We start from the raw sequence: 18,302 nt of genomic DNA on the forward strand, positions 1-18,302 counted from the left end.
ACAGGCGTCAGGGAGCCTCCAGGCCCCCGGCGGTGAAGACCGCGAGCTGCTCGACCCAGTCCTTGTCGAGGCCCGAGGGACCCACCGCGCCGCCGTACCCGTAGAGGTCGGCGCGGGCGAGGGCGTGCAGCATGCCGAACATCGCGATGCCGTACCGCCGCCCGATCTTCTGGCTCTTGCGCCCGGTGGCGCGGCGCACGCAGGTGGCGAACAGCGCGGTGATGCCCGGCTCGATGTCCTGCTCCTCGTAGAAGGCCGCGTCGCGCGTGACCCCGAGCCAGTCGACGACCTTCATCCAGTTCAGTCCGGAGACCGGGTCGTCGTCGATCACGTGCACGAGCGGCAGCAGCACCGCGTCGATGACGGCGCGCACCGTGGGCTTCTCCCGCGAGTCGGCGAGCGCGACGAGGTTCGACCGCATCTCCTCGCTGACCGCGCGCCCGCGCCGGTCGACGACCGCCGAGACCAGGTCCTCCTTGCTCGCGAAGTGGTAGAACACCGCGGCGGGAGCGACGCCCGCGTCCCGAGCGACCGCGCGCACGGACACCGCGTCCACGCCACCCTCGCCGAACATCCGCTCGGCGGTGTCGACGAGCACGCTCGGGACGTCGAGGTCGAGGCGTCGTCCAGGACGCCGCGCCCGACTGCTCATTCCGAGGCCGGGGCCTTCTCCTCGGAGCCGGCCGTCGCGCTCTCGACGTCGCCGAGGTACGCCGCCTCCAGCACCGCGGTCTGCTTCGCGAGCTCGTCGGCGGGCCGGTCGAGCACGATCTCTCCGTGGACCAGCACCATCGCCCGGTCGGCCACCTCGAGGGCGAGCTGGACGTGCTGCTCGACGAGCACCACGACCGCACCTGTCTCGTCCGCGATCTTGCGGACCATCGGCATGAGCTCCTCGACGATGACCGGCGCCAGGCCCATGCTCATCTCGTCGATGAGCAGCACGCGGGGCTCCTGCATCAGCGCCCGCGCGACGGCGAGCATCTGCTGCTCACCGCCCGAGAGGTCGCCGGCGTTGATCTTGCGGCGCTTGGCGAGAGCCGGGAACCGGTCGAAGGCCTGGTCCACGGTGGTCGCATGCTTGCCACGCGCGGCCTTGAGGTTCTCGTCGACGGTCAGGCCGGTGAACAGGGCGCGGTCGTCGGGCACGAGGACGAGCCCGCGTCGGGCGGCGATGCCGGGCCGGCCGTTCTTCAACGGTTGGCCGTCGATCGTGACGGTGCCCGCCTGCGCCGGCAGCAGTCCCGCGAGCGTGGTGAGCAGGGTGGTCTTGCCCGAGCCGTTGGGCCCGAGCACGGCGATCACGCTGCCCGCGGCGGCCTCGAGGTCGAAGCGGTGCACCACGTTGACCTTGCCGTAGCCCGCCTGGACACCGTCACAGACGAACACCGGACTGGCCGAAACGGCCTGCGCGTCGAGCGGCTGGGTGATCGTCATGACACGACCTCCTGGTCGGCGTGGGTGGTGCCGAGGTAGGCGTCGGCGACCGCGCGGTCGGCACGGATCTGCGCCGGCACCCCGTGCGCGATCACCTTGCCGAAGTTGAGCACGTAGATGTCGTCGCACAGGTTGAGGACCAGGTGCATGTCGTGGTCGATGAGCAGGATCGTCACGCCACTGTCGCGCAGGGTGCGCAGCCGCTGTCCGAGCCACTGGCTCTCGCGACTGTCGAGACCTCCCGCGGGCTCGTCGAGCAGCAGCACCCGCGGGTTGCCGATCAGGGCGCGCCCGATCGAGACGAGCTGGCGGCGGCCCTGCGACAGCTCGGCGACCGGCACCTCGGCGACGTCACTGAGCCCCAGCAGCTCGAGGGTCTCGTCGAGTCCCTTCGGCTCCCGGCCCTGCGCCGCGGCCGCGCCGACCACGATGTTCTCGGTGACCGACAGGTCCTCGTAAAGCTCGGTGTGCTGGAACGTGCGCCCCATCGACGCGCGCACGCGCTGGTGCGGCTTGAGCGAGGACAGGTCGTTGCCGAGGAGCTCGACCGCCCCGGTGGAGCGGGTGAAGCCGCTCATCGCGTCCAGCAGCGTGGTCTTACCGGCACCGTTCGGACCGATCAGGCCGACGATGGTCCCCTCGCGGACCTCGAGGTCGACGCCGTCCACGGCCACGACACCGCCGTAGCGCACCTGGACGTCGCGCGCCCGCAGGACGACGTCGCCACCGGGCAGCGGGTCCTGCGGCTCGAGGTGTCCCTCGAGTGCCTGGACGGCGACCGCCTGCTGGTCGGCGATCTTGGCGCGCCGGCGCGCGTCGAGCCAGTTGTGGAACGGCCCGACGATGCCCTCCGGCTGCGTCATCAGGATCGTCACCAGGCCGAAGCCGGAGAGGACCGGGTACAGGTCGCCGCCGAAGCCCAGGCCCTCGTTGATGCCGAGCGCGAGCAGGCCCCCGGCGCCCACCACTCCCGAGAGCACGCCCCCGGACACGCTGGTGATGCCGGCGAGGTACGTCGTGGCGAACACCGTCAGGCCGAGGAACACCGAGAACGTGATGAAGGTGATGTTGGCCTGGAAGTAGCTGAGCATGGAGCCCCCGAGGCCGGCGGTGAACGCACCCATCGCGAACGCGATGATCTTGACGCGCACCACCGGGATGCCCGCGCCGGCCGCAGCCTTCTCGTTGGCGCGGACCGCCAGCATCTGCGACCCGAGCCGCGACGTGCGCAGCTTCGCGACGCTCACGGCCACGGCGACCAGCACCGCGAGGCAGAGGAAGGCGAACTCCTTGCGCGGGTACTCGAAGCCCACCCGCGCGCTGAGGTCGATGCCGAAGATCGTGGGACCGTCGATGTCCTGCCCGGACACGCTCACGAAGTCGAGGTTGTGGAACCAGAACGCCTCGATCGCGACCGCCGTGGCGAGCGTGACGACCGCGACCGGAAGGCCCCGGATCCGCAGCGCCGGCAGGCCGACGACAACACCGATCGCGGCCGCGATCAGCGCCGCGAGGATGGGCGCGACCGGGAACGGTACGCCGCCGTCGATGAGCCGGCCCATGGCGAACCCGGCGACACCGGCCAGGGTCAGCTGGGCGAGGGAGATCTGCCCGGCGTACCCGGTGACGATCACCAGCGAGAGGCCGATGACCGAGAAAATAAAGCCGCTGATGAGCGCGATCAGCCAGTCGCCGGACAGAGTCAGCACCCCGACGGTGCCCAGCAGCGTCCCGACGACGGTGGGCAGGAGGATCGACCGCGGTCGCGGCGCGCGGCCGAGTGCCGGCCGAACCACGACCCCGCGGCTGGGCAGTGGCTTGGCGCGGACCACGAGCACGATGAGGATCAGCAGCAGGACGAGCATCTCGTCGCGGCCCGACGTGGGCAGCCAGTCGTGCTGGCCCTTGAGGTAGGTCAGCTCGCTCTGGACCATGCCGATCACGAGACCGGCGATCACGGCCGGGAGCAGGCGCTGGAAGTTGCCGATCACCGCCGCCGCGAGCGCCGGCACGATCAGCAGCGTGAAGAGGTTCGGCGTCAGCGGCACGATCGGGGCGATCAGGATGCCGGCGACAGCGGCGACCGCGCCGCTGATCATCCAGTTCACGGCCGCGATCCGGTCCGGCTGGATGCCGCTGACGTACGCGCCCTTCTCGCTCTCGGCGGCCGCCCGGGTGAGCAGGCCGAACCGGGTGAACTTGAACGACGCGGCGAGCGCGATCGTGATGCCGAGGATGACGATCGCGAACCACACGCGATCGCTGGTGACGTTGGCCCCGGCGATCTTCCACGACTCGACCGGCAGGATCGGCTCGGTCGTGATGCCCGTGTCGCCGAGCCGGACCGTGTAGAGGCCCGAGAGCATCAGCATCACGCCGATGGACGCGACCGCCTTGCCGACCGGAGGCACGTCGCGCAACGGCCGGAAGACCAGGACGTACAGGAGCAGGCCGAAGAGCGAGGTGATGACCACCGAGATGGCGGCGGCGCCCCAGAACGTCAGCTCGGACCCGAGGTCCACGGTCTTCGGCAGGCCGGGGATCGGGATCAGGAGCTCACCGCGGCGCAGGAACGCGTACGTGTACGCCCCGAGCGCCGCGAGGCCGCCGGTCGCGAAGTTGATGACACCGCTGCTGCGGTAGGTCACGACCAGCGTCAGGGCCAACGCGGCGTAGATGGCCCCGTTCGCCAGGCCGAAGAGCAGGAAGACGAGATGCTGGTCCATGGATACCTCGAGTAGTCAGGCCGGGCCGGAGGGCGAGCTGGGTGCGCGGTCGACCGGCACCGGTGGGATCAGCGTCCGCCGATCCCACCGGTGCACAGGGGTCGTCACATCGCGTCGGCGCTGGTGAGGACTTCCTCGGAGACCGCGTTGCCGTCGGCGTCCAGGTTGGAGCGGAGGGTCGTCGCCACGCAGACACCCGGCAGCACCGCGATGACGTCGGCACCGCACTGGAACGTCATGCCGCCACCGAGCGGGAGCGGGACCGGACGGTCCATGTTCTGCAGGGCGTCCATGACCGACGCAGCGTCAGCACCCGAGTCCGGGGTGAGCGCCAGCGCCTTCTGCAGCGCGAGCTCCACCTGGAAGGCGGCGGTCGTGAAGATGTCGTCCACCGGCGCTCCGTCCGCGTAGGTCTCCACGACGGTGTTGTAGAGCTTCCGGTCCTCGTCGGACTCGTCGAGCGTGGTGCTGCCGAGGACGATGACACCCTCGAGGCCACCGGGGATCGACGCGATCTGGTCCTCGGGGAACCCGCTGACCTGCGTGATCAGCGGCCCGTCGAAGCCGAGCTGCTTCGCGGTCTTGATGCCCGTCGTGACGAACTCGGTCTCGCCGAAGAAGACCAGCTGGCCGGCGCCGTCGCTGATGGCCTGCTGGATCGCGGCGGTCGGGTCGGCCACCTGCAACGGGATCGGCACGATGGCGAGCTCGAGGCCGGCGGCCTCGTACTGCGGCTCTGCCAGCTCCTTGACCGGACCGGTCGTCGACGGCAGGTCGGGCATGACGAACGCGGCGCTCTTCACGCCCTCGTCCTTGGCGACGGCGATCGTCGCGCTGCCCAGGCCGAGCGGGTTGAAGAGCACGAAGGCCTCGTCGCTGCCCAGCACGTCCACGTCGGCGGTGAGCTGGGTGATGTACGGGATCCCGGAGCCCTCGAGCGGCTTGTAGACGCTGAGCGAGACTCCGATGTTCGGGGCCAGGACCGCGGCCACGTCCTCCTGGCCGAACTGGACACCGCACGCCGTACCACCGGCGGGCGTGTTCTTGGTCGCGCACTCGACGAGCTCGATCGGGTGTCCGTTGAGGCCGCCGAGGTACTCGTTGATGTACTCGGTGGTCGCCCGGTAGCCGGTGAGGCGCGCGTCGTCGGGCTCGTCGGCGGTGACGCCGATCTTGACCGGCTCGCCCGTGGCGGGGTTCTTCTCGCCGAGGTCGGTGGTCTCCTTGCTGTCCCCGGTGCCACCCTCGCTGTCGCCGTCGCTGCTCGCGCAGCTGGCGAGCGTCAGGGACGCCACCCCGATCAGCGCGATCGCGGCCAGCCGACCGCGTCGGTTCCCAACTTGCTTCATTTCTCTCCTGGTGAGCTCGGACCGCCGCAGCGGGTTGGTACCAGTCCAGATCTGGAGAGCCGACACCGGTGAGAGAAATAGCCGTCCGTCCACCCCCGCGCGGAAGTGCCGGACCCCTCCCAATTCGGCCCAGGGTGACCTCCGTCACCGCGTGACGGATCTAAACAGGTGTCCAGACGAGAGTCAATAGGTCTGGACAGGGCTCGGGCAGGCGTGGCGGAGGCGCTCGCGCGCCCGACCGGGAGGCTCCGAGCGACACGCCAAATTGTTACCCGTGAGTGCTGGACCTCCGCTCAGACACACGTCTACCCTCTGCCGCGGGAGGGGCGTTCTTTCCTGCGTACACGCAGGACTGATCGAGCGACCTCCCATGCGCGCCCGGGGTGACCGGCGAGCGCGATACGGCGAAAGGGAGACATGACCACCACGCAGAGCCGGAGCGCCGACGGAGCGCCCAGCGAGACCCGACCCAAGAAGCGCAGCGGCTGGCTGGGATTCGTCCTGATCGGCCTGGCGGCCTTCCTCGTCGTCGCGGGCCTTCTCTTCCAGATCTGGGCGCCCGACCAGCTGAAGCGGGCTCCGATCGACACCGACGAGGTGACCGAGCTCGAGGGCGTCGCCCTGCTTCCGGCCAACTTCGCCGAGCCGAGCAACCTCGAGCAGGTCGACATCCGGGTCTACCAGGGCACCACGTCCGACACGGACAAGTCCGACGACGACGTCGCGGTCTACGACGAGTACACCTGCCTCCTGCGCGACGAGGGCGAGCTCGACGGCTGCGTCGACGCCGAGGACCCCGAGGGCCGCCTCGTCACCGCCGACCTCGACCGCTACGCGACCGACCGCCGTACCGGCGAGGCCGTCAACGACGTCGAGTACGTCGGCGAGGACGCGATCCCCCACACGGGCCTGATTAACAAGTGGCCGTTCGACGTGGAGAAGAAGTCCTACGAGATGTGGGACGGCGTCGTCGGCGACTCGGTCGAGGCGAAGTTCGTCGAGGAGTCGACGCTCAAGGGCCTCGACGTCTACGTCTTCGAGACCGACGTGACGGCCGAGGACGTGAACATCCTCCCCGACATCCCGGGCACCTACATCAACCAGGCCACCTGGTACGTCGACCCGGTCACGGGCTCGATCGTCGGCAAGAAGGAGCACCAGGAGCGACTCCTCGGCGGCGACACGCTCGTGCTGAACCTGGACTTCGAGTTCACCGACGCCGAGTACGCGCAGAAGGTCGACGACGCGAAGTCGAACATCCAGCTGCTCAACCTGGTGACGACCATCCTGCCGATCGTCTTCTACGTCGCCGGCGCCCTGTGCCTGGTCGCGGGCCTGCTGCTGATGCGCCGCCGCCGGCGCGCGGCCTGACGCACGACCTGACGAGGCCCCGCTCCGTGCGCGTTGTGCACGGGGCGGGGCCTCGTGCCGTCCGCGTCGCGCAGTGGGCGCTCGGCGCCGTCGGCCGCGAGTCGCTGGCGGGGATCCTGAACGCGCCGGGACTCGAGCTGGTGGCCGTCAAGGTCCACTCGCCCGACAAGGCGGGCGCGACCGCCGGCAACGGCGTCGTCACGACGGTCTCGGTCGAGGAGCTGCTCGCGGCCCGTCCCGACGTCGTCGTCTACACACCGCGCACGCCGTCGGTCGACGAGGTCTGCGGCCTGCTCCGCGCAGGGGTGGACGTCGTGACCACCGCCTTCGCGTTCCATCCCGCGCGGATGGCCGAGCCCGACCGCTCCCGCCTGCTCGACGCCGCCGTCGCGGGAGGGTCCACGCTGCACGGTTCCGGCCTCAACCCGGGCAACTTCAGCGCCGCCGTACCGCTCGCGCTCTCGGGCCTCGTACGCCACCTGCGCCGGGTCACGCTCACCGAGCGCGCCGACTGGTCGGTCTACGAGAGCACCAGCATCACGTTCGACGCGATGCGCTTCGGCCGGCCGCCCGAGGAGGTCTCGGAGTCGGCCAGCGAGCTGCTGGCCTTCAACGCCGACCTGTTCCGGCAGCAGGTGTGGCTGCTCGGCGATGCACTCGGCGCGGACCTCGACGAGGTCGTGACGGAGCACGAGGTCGTCGTGGCCGGGGAACGGGTCCCGGTCTTCGACCGGGTCATCGAGCCCGGCACCGTCAACGCCCAGCGGTGGCGCTGGGTCGGCCGCTCGGGTGGTGCCGACCGGGTCGAGATCGACTGCATGTGGACGGTCGGACCGACCACCGCGGACTGGCCGGCAGCCCAGCACGGGTGGACGCTCCAGCTCGAGGGCGACCCCTCGGTCTCCGCGCACCTCATGACGCTCGCCAGCCTCACCGAGCCGCGGACCCTCGCCGAGCACGTCCGCGCGGCGAGCGTCGCCACCGCGATGCAGGTCGTGAACGCGATCCCGCACGTCCACGCCGCTCCCCCGGGCTTCGCGACCAGCGCGGACCTGCCGATCCCCCGCAGCCTCCAGGGTTTCCGCGAGCCCGCGTCCCCCTGAGGCGGATCAGGCGCCGTCGCGGGTGAGCAGCGCGACCGCGCCCTCGAGCTCGCGCCCGAGGTCGGCGTACTCGATCATGCCGACGCCGGCCTCGATCAGGGCCCCGGAGAACATGAACGTGAGTGTCCGGATCAAGGTGGGCTCCGCGTGCTCGCCGAGCGCCTCGCTGAACAGCGCGTACCAGTGCTGGCCGACCGCGCGCCGGACCCGCTCGACGTCCGGGTCGGACGCCAGCAGGCTCTTGGTCGCGGCCGCCGACAGCATCGGCCCCGCGGCGGCGGTGTCCGCGAGGTGCCGCACGGTCTGCCGCAGCCGGTCGGTGGGTCCGCCGGTCAGCTCCGGCCGCCCGGCGTCCGCGAGGTGGCGCCAGTAGAGCGTGGCGAAGAGATGGTCCTTCGAGGAGAAGTAGGTGTAGGCCGTGGCCGCCGAGACCCCGGCGCCCGACGCGACGAGCCGGATCGAGATGTCGTCGTACGCCGCCTCGTCGAGCAGCGTGCGCGCCGACGCGAACAGGCGCTCGACGGTTTCGACCTGACGCTCGTTGAGCCCGCGCTGCGGCAGGACGGACGGCTGGCTGGACACCGGTCCAGCCTACGTCGTCACCGCTCGATGTCCGTCCCGACCCCGTGCCGGACGGCCCAGGCCACGGCCTGGGGGCGGGTGTGCACGTCGATCTTGCGGTAGGCGACGCGGATGCTGCTCTTGACGGTGTTGATGCTGATGAACTCCTGGGCGGCGATCTGGTCGTTGCTCAGGCCCTGGGCGATCAGCTCGAGGATCCGCATCTCCCGCGGGGTCAGCCCCACGTCGGTTCCCAGGCGGTGCGAGCGCTGCTCGGACGTGCTCGAGCCGACGACCGGGTCCGGGCCGGGGTCACCGGCCTGCCACCCGGTCAGGGCGGACTCGACGGCGGCCACCAGCTCCTCCTCCGTGGCCGCTGCGGAGAAGAAACCGTCCACGCCCCGCGACAACGCGCGGCCGAGGAGGTCCGGACGGAGCGGGCGCTCGATCGCGAGCACGACGCTCGCCGTCCTCTTCACGAGCTCGTCGAGCTCGACGCCGTCACCGTCGGCGAGCGCCGCGACGTCGTACAGCACGACGTCGGGCTCGAGATCATCGAAGGAGGTAGGCAGGTCGATCACCTCGACCCGGTCGTGGTAGCGACTCAGCATCGCCGTGAATCCCTCGACCACCACCGGGTGCGGGCTCAGCACCGCCACCTTGGCGACGCCAGCGGGCATGACCGGATTGTTGAGCGAAATCCGCGATTCCAAACCCACCCGAACGGGTGAGTGGCCACCAGGGTCGCCGCTGCGTCGGTCCCGGACCTGCGAGAGGCCCTCACACCCGATTGAGCCTTCGCCAGCAGGCAGCGATCGAGGATCTATACAGAGAAGGTTTGAGCCTGCGAGACACCGCCGGCCATCTCGAAGTCGCCAGGTCTACGGTCCTGATCTGCTGCGATGCGCTGCGGCCGGTGACCTGCCCAGCCGCCTTCACAGCCTCGAACACGTCGGAGTGGACGCGAGTCGGTGACGTCCTCGCAGAAACCATCGGTTGACGTTCCTCTCCGAGCGCGAACGCCCTCACCACACCAAAGAGTGCGACACCTGCGGCGGCTCTAGTCGGTCTCCAGGAGCAACTCATCGGCGACCCTTCCCGCGCCTGCACCGCTCGAGCGCAGCAACGAGCAGAGCAGCCTCTGGAGCGCTCTGGAAAGCGACTGCGAGCCGCTACCCTCTTCGCGACGACTGCCACGCTCGGGATGGAGGCGCGCTGATGGTTCGGTCACGGATACCTGGCTTCGTTGCGTTCGTTCCATGAGGTCCCTCCGGTGGATCGCGACGTGGGTCATCGCAGCCACCTTGCTGACTGGCTGCTGGGACAACGACGAACCTCCACCAGTCACCCCGAGTGCAAGCCCAGGATCGCAGGACAGCTCGCTGGATTCCTCACCGCGCCAGCTCACTGTCCAAGAAGCGCGCGACGCCCTACTCACCGCCGAGAATCTGGGCGAAGGATACGAGGACGCGCCCGACGAGGACGGGACTGGTGAAAGTCCACCGCTCGGGTGTCTGGAGGCAATCTCAGACTTCGACAAGGATGTTCAAGGCGTAGATGCCAAAGCGCAGTTTGCGTTCATGCCGCAGACGACGGCCGGGGTGCCTGATGTCATCAATGGCGTGCTCAGCTTCGGCACTCTCGAGCAAGCCACGTCCTTCATGCGGCGCTTCGCGAGTACATTCGCGAGCTGTCAAAAGGTCGACAAGCGCGCCGAGAACGGAATCGCCGTCGACCTCTCCGTGAATCTCGACGAGCGCGTTGCCGACGGCAACGTCGATGAGCAAGCGAACCTGTACGCCGAAGGTTCCTTCAGGTTCCGGGACCAGGGCCTGCAGTTCTCGATCGCGATGTCGGTGGCGCGGGTAAAGAACAGCATCATCGCCGTGCTGACCACTGATCTCGACAGCCTCGCTGCCGTTGCCCCGCTCACAAAGGAGTACCTCCGCCTAGGCGTCGACCGCCTCCGTGCAGTGATGGCTGGCGAGGACCCACCAAACGACACATCATCCGTGAGTCCAGAACCGCACACAGCCCCACCCGCCGACGTGTGACCAACCACCAGACGCAGCGACCTCTCGGCGATTCAAAGCCGCCCTACGCCACTTCGCCGAGCCTCAAGCCGTCAGCAGACGGGTTCTCGCACCGCCATGAATCCGGACCGGGGAGAATGGCAATTCGCGGCGTAGGCATTCTCGGCAGCCTTGCCCCAGCCGCAGATGAGGAAACCACCGAAGATCGCACCCAACGGGCTTCGACCCAAGCCTGCACCCATGACCGCGCCCCCGCCGCAGACGAGGGTGAACTTGGCGACCTTCTCACCGATGCGGTGGATCTCCTCAGAATCCTCTTTTGCCTCGGCACAACCGGCCGGATGCAAGCCAGTAGACATGCACCGTTCGGCCTCGAAGAAGTAGTCGCACACGGGGCACCAGTCGCCCCACCCGCGCGGCTGGCTCCAGCTGCGCGGTTGGCCGCGGAACTGCTCGGGGTGGTGCTTCTGGTACCGCTTCACCGCGTCGCGCATGAGGCGGTTCCACTTCTTCTTCGGCATGAGCTTCTTCTGTATGCCCGCGGAGTTCCCGGTCCGACCGTTCTTGAACTTCTGAACCTGCCTCCTGGCCCAAGACTCACAGGTCCGGTCACCGCCGCTAGGGGGGACACAACGACGTTCCGGATCCGGCGCGGTACCAAGCGCAACCGCGGTTACCGAGGCCGAGCGTGCGTTCACGGGCGTCGCCGCAGATGCACGCTCCTCGACATACCCGATGGCGATAACCGAAACAATGGCGATCACCGCAGACGCGACAAACGCCACGATCTTCGTCGAGCGTGACCACCCGCTGCGCGGTCCCCGCCACTCACTCCACATTCCCATCACGTTCCACACCCCCGAGTAGGTTCTTGCGATTGTGTCTACCCGGGACCTGACCTACCCAACCGCCTTCTACGAGCCTCCGCTCAGCATCGACAGTCGCCCGGTTACCCGGACGCAGGCGCACTCTGTAGCCGCGAATCAGGCGTCCGCTCGTGCCGACAAACGAACATCTGCGACCATGCACCGTGACGAACGACCTTCCGGAGGACATTGCTCGTGCGGTGCGGAAACTGAACGAGTTTCGGATGGGCGTTCACAGGGTCTCGGTTCTAGCTGCTTGTTGCCGCAGCGGTCAGCGCTTCTCTCATCGCGGGCTCCGGCGCGAACACCAGAGCGCTGGCGAGGGTCACGTACTGATGCCGGCCGCGCACAACCACACCCAGCTGACGAACCGCTCCGAGCCACGTAGCTTCGTGTCGCGTCAGCCCCAGCAACCTGCGGGCATCGCCAGCCGGAACAAGGAGCTGGCCAGCTGTGCCGCCGGCCCCATCGTCCGCCGGCGCCGGGTAGCTTGCGTTGTACGCCTCGACACTGCTGCGTGTCACGTACAACCTGCCACCGTGGCCGGGAGGGCTGAGTCCCCGTTGGAGAGCTGAAGACGACAAAAGCCGCCCAGATGAGTCTGGGCGGCTTTTGTCTCAATCCGGCGATCGCAGGATTTCTCTGTAGCGGGGGCAGGATTTGAACCTGCGACCTCTGGACCTCCAGCGTGTGTGCGTTCCGCCGCTGGATCCTTTGACCGCACTTGCCGATGTGTGCTCTGACCTGCGCAGACGCGCAAAACCCAGCGCGCCGAATCCAGATCTTCTTGACGCTATGTGCTCAGATCAGACGGCTTGCGCTGACGTTTTCGGGACATAAGCGCGGCGTGGCTCGAATCGCAGTCGGACCCACTGGTGCGGCCGAACGGCGGTTGGTCGAGCGGCGGCCAAGTGGTGGTTGCCCGTCCAGGCACCTCGCAGCGCACACCATTACGAGGCGACGGCGCAGTAGTGGACGAAGTGCTTCATCTGGGTGCCTGCGGCCCCTACAGCTGCCAGGCCGCTCGCACCCTGGCGCGCAGCCCACCGCCGACGTCAACGGGACGATCACCGACGTCCCCCGGATGCAGGCGTCACTGCCGCCATGATGGACACCTGCGAACTCCCCGCCCTACAACCTCGACCCTTGCCTCACGTGTCTCGCACGATGATGTGACAGATCTTGGTGTCGGTGCAGTCAGCAGGATCAAGCCGGTCACTGCGGCTGATGAGCCCCTCAATCTCCGCTTCGAGCGCGGCGAGCTCGCGTTGCCGGGCCCGGATGCCTTCCCGCTTGGTCACGAGCAGGGATTGGACGTGCGAGCACGGGACGGCGCCGTCTCGACGCAGCTCGAGGATGCTGGCCACCTCGACCAGGGTGAGACCAGCCGCCTGGCCGCTGCGGATAAATGCGAGCCGGTTGAGGACCGAGGCGTCGTAGTCCCGGTAACCGTTGGGACCCCGCGGTGGCTGGGGAAGCAGGCCACGCCGCTCGTAGAAGCGGATGGTCTGTGCCGCTACGCCCGCCGCCTCGGCAGCCTCTCCAATGCGCATGGTCTCACTTTACGCTTGACCTTGCACCATGGATCAAGGTTTAACGTGACGGCTATGGACATCACGCTGCTCTACTTCGAGGACTGCCCGAATTGGAAGGTGGCGGACGAACGACTCCGCGTCGTTGCGTCGGAGCGCGGCGACGTCCGCTTGACTCGCCATCTTGTCGAGACTCCGGCGGAGGCCGAGCGCACCGGCTTCCACGGCTCCCCGAGCATCCAGGTCGACGGCGTCGACGTCTTCGCCGAGCCCGACTCCGAGGTCGGCCTGACCTGCCGCCGCTACCGCACGCCGGATGGATTCCAAGGCGCACCGACCCTCGAGCAACTACGGGCGGTCCTGGCCGATGCGTGACCGCATCACCACCATCGGCCCCATCGCGGCAACGGCCGACGCCATCGGCCTCTGCTGCGGCCTGCCGGTCCTGTTGTCGCTGGGGATCGCCGGCGCCATCGCCAGCTGGTCCCTGCAGAACTGGGTGCTGATCTGGGCTCGTGCTCGCCGCTGCCCGGATGGGCACGGTGGGTCCGAGGCCGGCGACGCAATCGTCCGAGCCATAGCCCGAGACCGACCGTGCACACGGACACCTCACCCGCACAGAACGCTGACAGCTCCACCGACCTGACAGTCAAGGAGAACACCGCATGAGCCAGCACTTCGACCTGATCGTGATCGGCGCCGGCATGGCCGGAGTCGCCGCCGCGAACAAGTGCGCAGCCCAAGGGTGGGAAGTGGCCATCGTCGACTCACTCCCTTACGGCGGCACGTGCGCCTTGCGGGGCTGCGATCCCAAGAAGATCCTGCGACGCGGCGCCGAGGTCATCGAGAGTGCCCGCCTGCTGAGCGGCAAGGGCATCAACAGCGACGGGTTGTCGATCAACTGGGCGGACTTGATGAAGCACAAACACGGCTTCACCGACCCGGTCCCCCAGAGCATGGAGGACGGCCTGACCCGCAGCGGCGTCACCACCCTGCACGGCCGGGCGAGGTTTACCGGTCCTCGCCAGCTCGAGATCGACGGCACCGTCTACGACGCCGACCGCCTCCTGGTCGCCACCGGTGCGCGACCACGTCCCCTGGAGTTCCCGGGCCACCAGCATCTGATCGACAGCACCGACTTCCTGGATCTCGAGGAACTGCCTTCTCGGATCCTGTTCGTCGGAGGCGGCTTCATCTCATTCGAGTTCGCCCACATAGCCGCACGCGCCGGCAGCGCAGCAACGATCATCGACCGCGGCGAGCGTCCATTGAAGGGCTTCGACCCCGACCTCGTCGAGCTCCTGGTCGACCACGGCCGGGAAGTCGGCATCGACCTGCGCCGACGCACCAGCGTCGTGAACCTGCACCAGTCCGACACCGGCTACCGAGTCGCACTCGAGCACGACGGCGCCCAGGAGACCATCGAGACCGACCTCGTCGTCCACGGCGCCGGCCGAGTCGCGGACCTGGCAGACCTCGGCCTCGACGCCGCCGGGGTCGAATGGGGCGAGCACGGCATCCACGTCGCCGACTACCTCCAAAGCACGACCAACCCGGCCGTCTGGGCCGCAGGCGACTCCGCTGACACCGCCGGGATGCCGCTCACACCGGTCGCGGTTTCGGAGGCCAAGGTCGCCGCCTCCAACATGATCAAGGGCACCACCACGACCCCGGACTACGCCGGCGTGCCCACGGCGGTCTTCACCATCCCTGAACTCACCCGCGTCGGCATGCTGGAATCCGAAGCCCGCCAGGAGGGCATCGATCTCGCCATCCGCTACTCCGACACCAGCGGCTGGTACTCCAACTACCGGATCGGCGCAACCACCGCTGCGACGAAGATCCTCATCGACCAGTCAACCGACCAGGTCGTCGGAGCCCACCTGCTAGGACACGAGTACGGGGAGCTGATCAACACTCTCGGCCTGGCCATCAAGGTCGGCCTCACCACCCGTCAACTGAAGTCCGCGACAGCCGCCTACCCCACCGTAGGGTCCGACTTGGGCTCAATGTTGTAGTTCCCTTGCACGCCACGCCGCCCTGTGGGCCACACCTCCAAGCGCCGTTCCGGTGGGTCCAGGCTTGTGACGCAATTCCTCAGCGCGTTGGCGGCCGCACGGTACGGCGGCTGGCTGACCGGAGTCACGACCTGGGTCGGGAGTTCCCAGGTCGAGCCGAAGGGCGGCGCGTTCGGGAGCTTCCGGCACGGGTATGCGGATGAGATCTCGACCTGTGTCGACTCCGCGCTTCACCATGAGGCCGGATTCGGATCTCCTCCGGCCCAATCGGAACACCGCCCCGGCAGATCCGGTGCTGATCCATCTCCCTGCGCCTTCGGATTGGAATGGTGACCTCGACCGTAACCGCCCCACGACCATGCACCAGCGGCTGCCTAAGATCGAGCTCATGCAGGATCTCCGAGCACCGACCGGGACACGCGGGCCGCGCTACGCGCTGGTCGCGGTTGCCGTCGCACTGTTCGGCCTTCTGTCGATGCACGGCTGGGGCTCCCACACCGGCGCTCACTCCGTGGGAGCCACATCCCAGAGCGCAATCGCCATGATCGCCGCGAGCGGCGCCATCAGCCATGACCACTCCGGGCCGGCTGCCAATGAGCCGGATACCCCCGAACCGATCGTCGCGGGCCACCCAGCGGGAATGAGCTCTGAGGAGCCCGTCGGCGAGAACGGTGCGGGGCTTCTTGGGCTCTGCCTAGCCGTGCTGGCCGGCCTCCTACTGCTGGGGATCGCCCTGCTGCTCGCACGTCGCGGCGTCCGCATCGCCCGCACCATGCTGCCCGCGTGGCAGCCCTTGCGGCTCATCGGGCGAGACCGTGACCCGCCAGGCCTCCGCATGCTCTGTGTGATCCGCTGCTGACAGGCGTCCGCCACGAGCGCCCGACCCGGGCGACTCGGGGCTTTCGCCTCCCCAGACACTGATCACACAGATGGAGAAACACTCATGCGCAAGTCGCTGATCACCGCCGTCGTGACGGCCTCGCTGTTCACCCTCACCGCCTGTGGCAACGAAGACGACACTGACACCGCTGGCGGGCACAACGACGCCGACGTCACCTTCGCCCAGGAGATGATCCCCCACCACCAGCAGGCCATCGAGATGGCCGACCTCGCCGAATCACGCGCTGAAAGCCAGGAGGTCAAGGACCTCGCCACCGACATCGAGGCAGCCCAAGGCCCCGAGATCGAGACTCTGACCGGCTGGCTGGAGTCCTGGGGCGAGGACGTCCCCGATGAGGGCATGTCGGGCATGGATCACGGCGACATGTCGTCCGACGACATGGGCGGAATGATGACCGAGGACGAGATGGCCGACCTCGAGGCGGCCTCCGGCGCGGAGTTCGACCAGATGTTCCTCACCATGATGATCGAGCACCACGAGGGTGCGATCGAGATGGCCAAGACCGAGCAGTCCGAGGGCGAGTTCCCCGATGCCGTCGACATGGCCAAGGAGATCGAGACGACACAGGCGGAGGAGATCCAGACAATGCAGGACCTGCTGAAGTCCTAATCTCGTCCCTGGTGCCGGGCAGGACAAAGCTAGTGCGCCTGCCCGGCACCCATCCTCACCTCGGAGCCGCCCTCATGTACCGACCCCACATCGCCCTCACAGGCATCCTCCTCGGCGCCGCGCTCCTCTCGGGCGGCTGCGCCAAGGACACCCCAGCGACAACACCGCCCGCCGATGAGGAAACGAGCGTCGGCCACATCCACGGTCTCGGCGTCGACCCGGCCGACGACAGCCTCTACGTCGCCACCCACTTCGGCCTGTTCCACGTCGACCAGAGCGGCCAGCCGAGCCGGGTCGCAGACCGGTATCAGGACACGATGGCGTTCACCGTCGTCGGCCCGGGCCACTTCCTCGGCAGCGGCCACCCGGACCTCCGCGAGGACCTGCCCGCTCACCTGGGCCTGATCGAGTCCACCGACGCCGGAGAGACGTGGACGGCCCTCGCCCTCCAGGGCGAGGCGGACTTTCACATCCTCGAACCCGCCGGCGACGCCCTCTACGCATACGACGCGACCTCCGGCCGCCTGCTGCGAACCGTGGACCGGAAGAACTTCGACGAGGTGTTCCAAGGTCCGCTGATCAGCGTCGCGGCGGTCGATGGGAGCGTCGCGCTGATCGCGACCGACGGCAACGGCCAACTCCACAGCATCGACGCCATCTCCGGGGAGACCCGAGAACTCGGCGGTCCGAGCACGATGTACCTCGACACCACTCCGGACGGGAACCTGGCCGGTATCGACCCCGACGGCGTCGTCCGGGTCAGCACCGACACCGGCCGAACCTGGCGCGAGGTCGGCTCAATCGAGGGCCAACCGGCCGCATTCACCATCAGCGCCCAGGGCTGGTTCGCCGCGACCGAAACGGCCGTCTACCGGTCCACCGATGACGGCGACACATGGACCCGCGTCCTGTGATCGTCCAGGGACGATGAGTAACCGCAGAGCCACGCATCGACGCGCGGGTTCCCATCGCGCGCCGCGGCGTGCCACGAGAGGGCTCACCGGCCTGGCGGTGCTGGCAACGACCGCCGCCGTGGCTGTGCCCGCCGCGTTCCTCATCCCCGGCGCAACGAACACCGGGGAGGCGGGCCGCCACACTACAGTTGCGTCCCCGCCACCGTCCGCGCCGCACCCTGACCCGACTCTCAAGGGCGAGCGACCAGACGGTGAGGTCGCGGTCGGTCGAGATCGTGACCCAGATCCGAGTGGGCCCCCCTCCCCCGCCACTCAAATTCCGGAACGCGGCCCCGGCACCTTCGAAGTCGCCGCCGCATCACTGCTCGGGCCGCAGGACGGGGTGACCTACCGGGTCGAGGTCGAGCAGGGCCTGCCCTTCAGCACCGTGGATGTGGCGCGGCTGGTCGAAGCCACCCTGTCTGATCAGCGCGGCTGGGCGACGCGACACACGCTCGTCCGCGTCGAAGGCCATGCCGACCTCCGCATCGTCCTGGCCACCCCGGAGACGGCCGATCAACTCTGTGCACCACTCGACACCGACGGACGGCTGTCCTGCCGCAACGGTGACGACGTCGTCCTCAACGCCTGGCGGTGGCAGTTCGGTGCAGACGGCTACGCCGGTGACCTTGTGGCATATCGACGCTACGTCATCAACCACGAGACGGGCCACGCCTTGGGCTATCCCCACGTCGGCTGTCCCGGACCTGGCGAGATCGCGCCAGTGATGCTGCAACAGACCAAGGGCCTGGACGGCTGCAAACCAAACCCGTGGCCCGCCCGCGTGGACCTCGTCGGGCACTGATCCACCTTCTGGTCGGACCGGAGACGTGCGGGGGTCCA

At 68.5% G+C, this 18,302-nt stretch carries 18 protein-coding genes; 10 read left to right on the forward strand and 8 right to left on the reverse strand.

All coding sequences use genetic code 11. The features are described from left to right. Positions 1–7 precede the first annotated feature (7 nt). The 4 genes from ABD875_RS09825 to ABD875_RS09840 all read right to left on the reverse strand — a co-directional run bounded on the left by ABD875_RS09825 (position 8) and on the right by ABD875_RS09840 (position 5,512). The gene (locus tag ABD875_RS09825; protein WP_345173974.1) at positions 8–652 is read right to left on the reverse strand and encodes a TetR/AcrR family transcriptional regulator; all 645 of its coding nucleotides are present in this window, start codon (positions 650–652) and stop codon (positions 8–10) included. Further along, entirely contained in the window at positions 649–1,437 is a 789-nt protein-coding gene (locus tag ABD875_RS09830) for an ABC transporter ATP-binding protein (protein WP_345173978.1), read from the reverse strand. The genes ABD875_RS09825 and ABD875_RS09830 overlap by 4 nt, the downstream gene beginning before the upstream one ends. Next, complete coding sequence (locus tag ABD875_RS09835) at positions 1,434–4,163, reverse strand: ABC transporter permease subunit (protein WP_345173982.1); 2,730 nt, start codon at positions 4,161–4,163, stop codon at positions 1,434–1,436. Before ABD875_RS09835 ends, ABD875_RS09830 begins: the two co-directional genes overlap by 4 nt. 104 nt (positions 4,164–4,267) lie before the next feature. Then, complete coding sequence (locus ABD875_RS09840; RefSeq protein ID WP_345173989.1) at positions 4,268–5,512, reverse strand: ABC transporter substrate-binding protein; 1,245 nt, start codon at positions 5,510–5,512, stop codon at positions 4,268–4,270. Positions 5,513–5,929: 417 nt separating this feature from the next. Between ABD875_RS09840 and pgfA the strand changes: the two genes are divergently transcribed. Together pgfA and ABD875_RS09850 are read left to right on the forward strand one after the other, a co-directional pair. Beyond that, positions 5,930–6,883 carry a cell envelope lipid trafficking protein PgfA gene (gene pgfA, locus ABD875_RS09845; RefSeq protein ID WP_345173995.1) on the forward strand — a complete coding sequence of 318 codons (954 nt, stop codon included), beginning with the start codon at positions 5,930–5,932 and terminating at the stop codon, positions 6,881–6,883. Between the two features lie 26 nt (positions 6,884–6,909). Further along, positions 6,910–7,986 carry an NAD(P)H-dependent amine dehydrogenase family protein gene (locus ABD875_RS09850; RefSeq protein ID WP_345174002.1) on the forward strand — a complete coding sequence of 359 codons (1,077 nt, stop codon included), beginning with the start codon at positions 6,910–6,912 and terminating at the stop codon, positions 7,984–7,986. A 6-nt stretch (positions 7,987–7,992) separates the two neighbouring features. Here the strand turns inward: ABD875_RS09850 and ABD875_RS09855 are convergent, their stop codons facing one another. Beyond that, a complete protein-coding gene (locus ABD875_RS09855) occupies positions 7,993–8,568 on the reverse strand; it encodes a TetR/AcrR family transcriptional regulator (protein ID WP_345174008.1) in 576 nt (191 codons plus the stop codon). Positions 8,569–8,585: 17 nt separating this feature from the next. Then, positions 8,586–9,227, reverse strand: a complete 642-nt coding sequence (locus tag ABD875_RS09860; protein ID WP_345174017.1) for a LuxR C-terminal-related transcriptional regulator — start codon at positions 9,225–9,227, stop codon at positions 8,586–8,588. A gap of 47 nt (positions 9,228–9,274) precedes the next feature. Between ABD875_RS09860 and ABD875_RS22605 the strand changes: the two genes are divergently transcribed. Together ABD875_RS22605 and ABD875_RS09865 are read left to right on the forward strand one after the other, a co-directional pair. Then, complete coding sequence (locus tag ABD875_RS22605; protein WP_379188167.1) at positions 9,275–9,547, forward strand: helix-turn-helix domain-containing protein; 273 nt, start codon at positions 9,275–9,277, stop codon at positions 9,545–9,547. Between the two features lie 259 nt (positions 9,548–9,806). Next, the gene (locus ABD875_RS09865) at positions 9,807–10,601 is read left to right on the forward strand and encodes a hypothetical protein (RefSeq protein WP_345174025.1); all 795 of its coding nucleotides are present in this window, start codon (positions 9,807–9,809) and stop codon (positions 10,599–10,601) included. 71 nt (positions 10,602–10,672) lie between these two features. Here ABD875_RS09865 and ABD875_RS09870 read toward each other — a convergent pair whose 3' ends face one another. Then, positions 10,673–11,101: a hypothetical protein gene (locus tag ABD875_RS09870; RefSeq protein WP_345174030.1), complete on the reverse strand. Its 429-nt coding sequence runs from the start codon at positions 11,099–11,101 to the stop codon at positions 10,673–10,675. Between the two features lie 1,496 nt (positions 11,102–12,597). Then, on the reverse strand, positions 12,598–12,999 hold the full coding sequence (locus ABD875_RS09875) for a MerR family DNA-binding transcriptional regulator (RefSeq protein WP_224280312.1): 402 nt from the start codon (positions 12,997–12,999) through the stop codon (positions 12,598–12,600). 54 nt (positions 13,000–13,053) lie between these two features. Between ABD875_RS09875 and ABD875_RS09880 the strand changes: the two genes are divergently transcribed. From ABD875_RS09880 to ABD875_RS09905, 6 genes are all read left to right on the forward strand, one after another. Beyond that, positions 13,054–13,353 (forward strand): DF family (seleno)protein, encoded by a 300-nt coding sequence (locus tag ABD875_RS09880; protein WP_224280311.1) that lies wholly within the window; start codon positions 13,054–13,056, stop codon positions 13,351–13,353. Between the two features lie 290 nt (positions 13,354–13,643). Then, complete coding sequence (locus tag ABD875_RS09885) at positions 13,644–14,996, forward strand: dihydrolipoyl dehydrogenase family protein (protein WP_224280310.1); 1,353 nt, start codon at positions 13,644–13,646, stop codon at positions 14,994–14,996. A 388-nt stretch (positions 14,997–15,384) separates the two neighbouring features. Then, on the forward strand, positions 15,385–15,855 hold the full coding sequence (locus tag ABD875_RS09890) for a hypothetical protein (RefSeq protein WP_224280309.1): 471 nt from the start codon (positions 15,385–15,387) through the stop codon (positions 15,853–15,855). Positions 15,856–15,939: 84 nt separating this feature from the next. Beyond that, a complete protein-coding gene (locus ABD875_RS09895; protein ID WP_224280308.1) occupies positions 15,940–16,506 on the forward strand; it encodes a DUF305 domain-containing protein in 567 nt (188 codons plus the stop codon). Between the two features lie 74 nt (positions 16,507–16,580). Beyond that, entirely contained in the window at positions 16,581–17,420 is an 840-nt protein-coding gene (locus tag ABD875_RS09900; RefSeq protein ID WP_345174063.1) for a F510_1955 family glycosylhydrolase, read from the forward strand. Positions 17,421–17,433: 13 nt separating this feature from the next. Then, a complete protein-coding gene (locus ABD875_RS09905) occupies positions 17,434–18,264 on the forward strand; it encodes a DUF3152 domain-containing protein (protein WP_345174069.1) in 831 nt (276 codons plus the stop codon). Positions 18,265–18,302: the final 38 nt, after the last annotated feature.

The organism is Nocardioides caricicola (genome assembly GCF_039541135.1).
Lineage (GTDB): Bacteria > Actinomycetota > Actinomycetes > Propionibacteriales > Nocardioidaceae > Nocardioides > Nocardioides caricicola.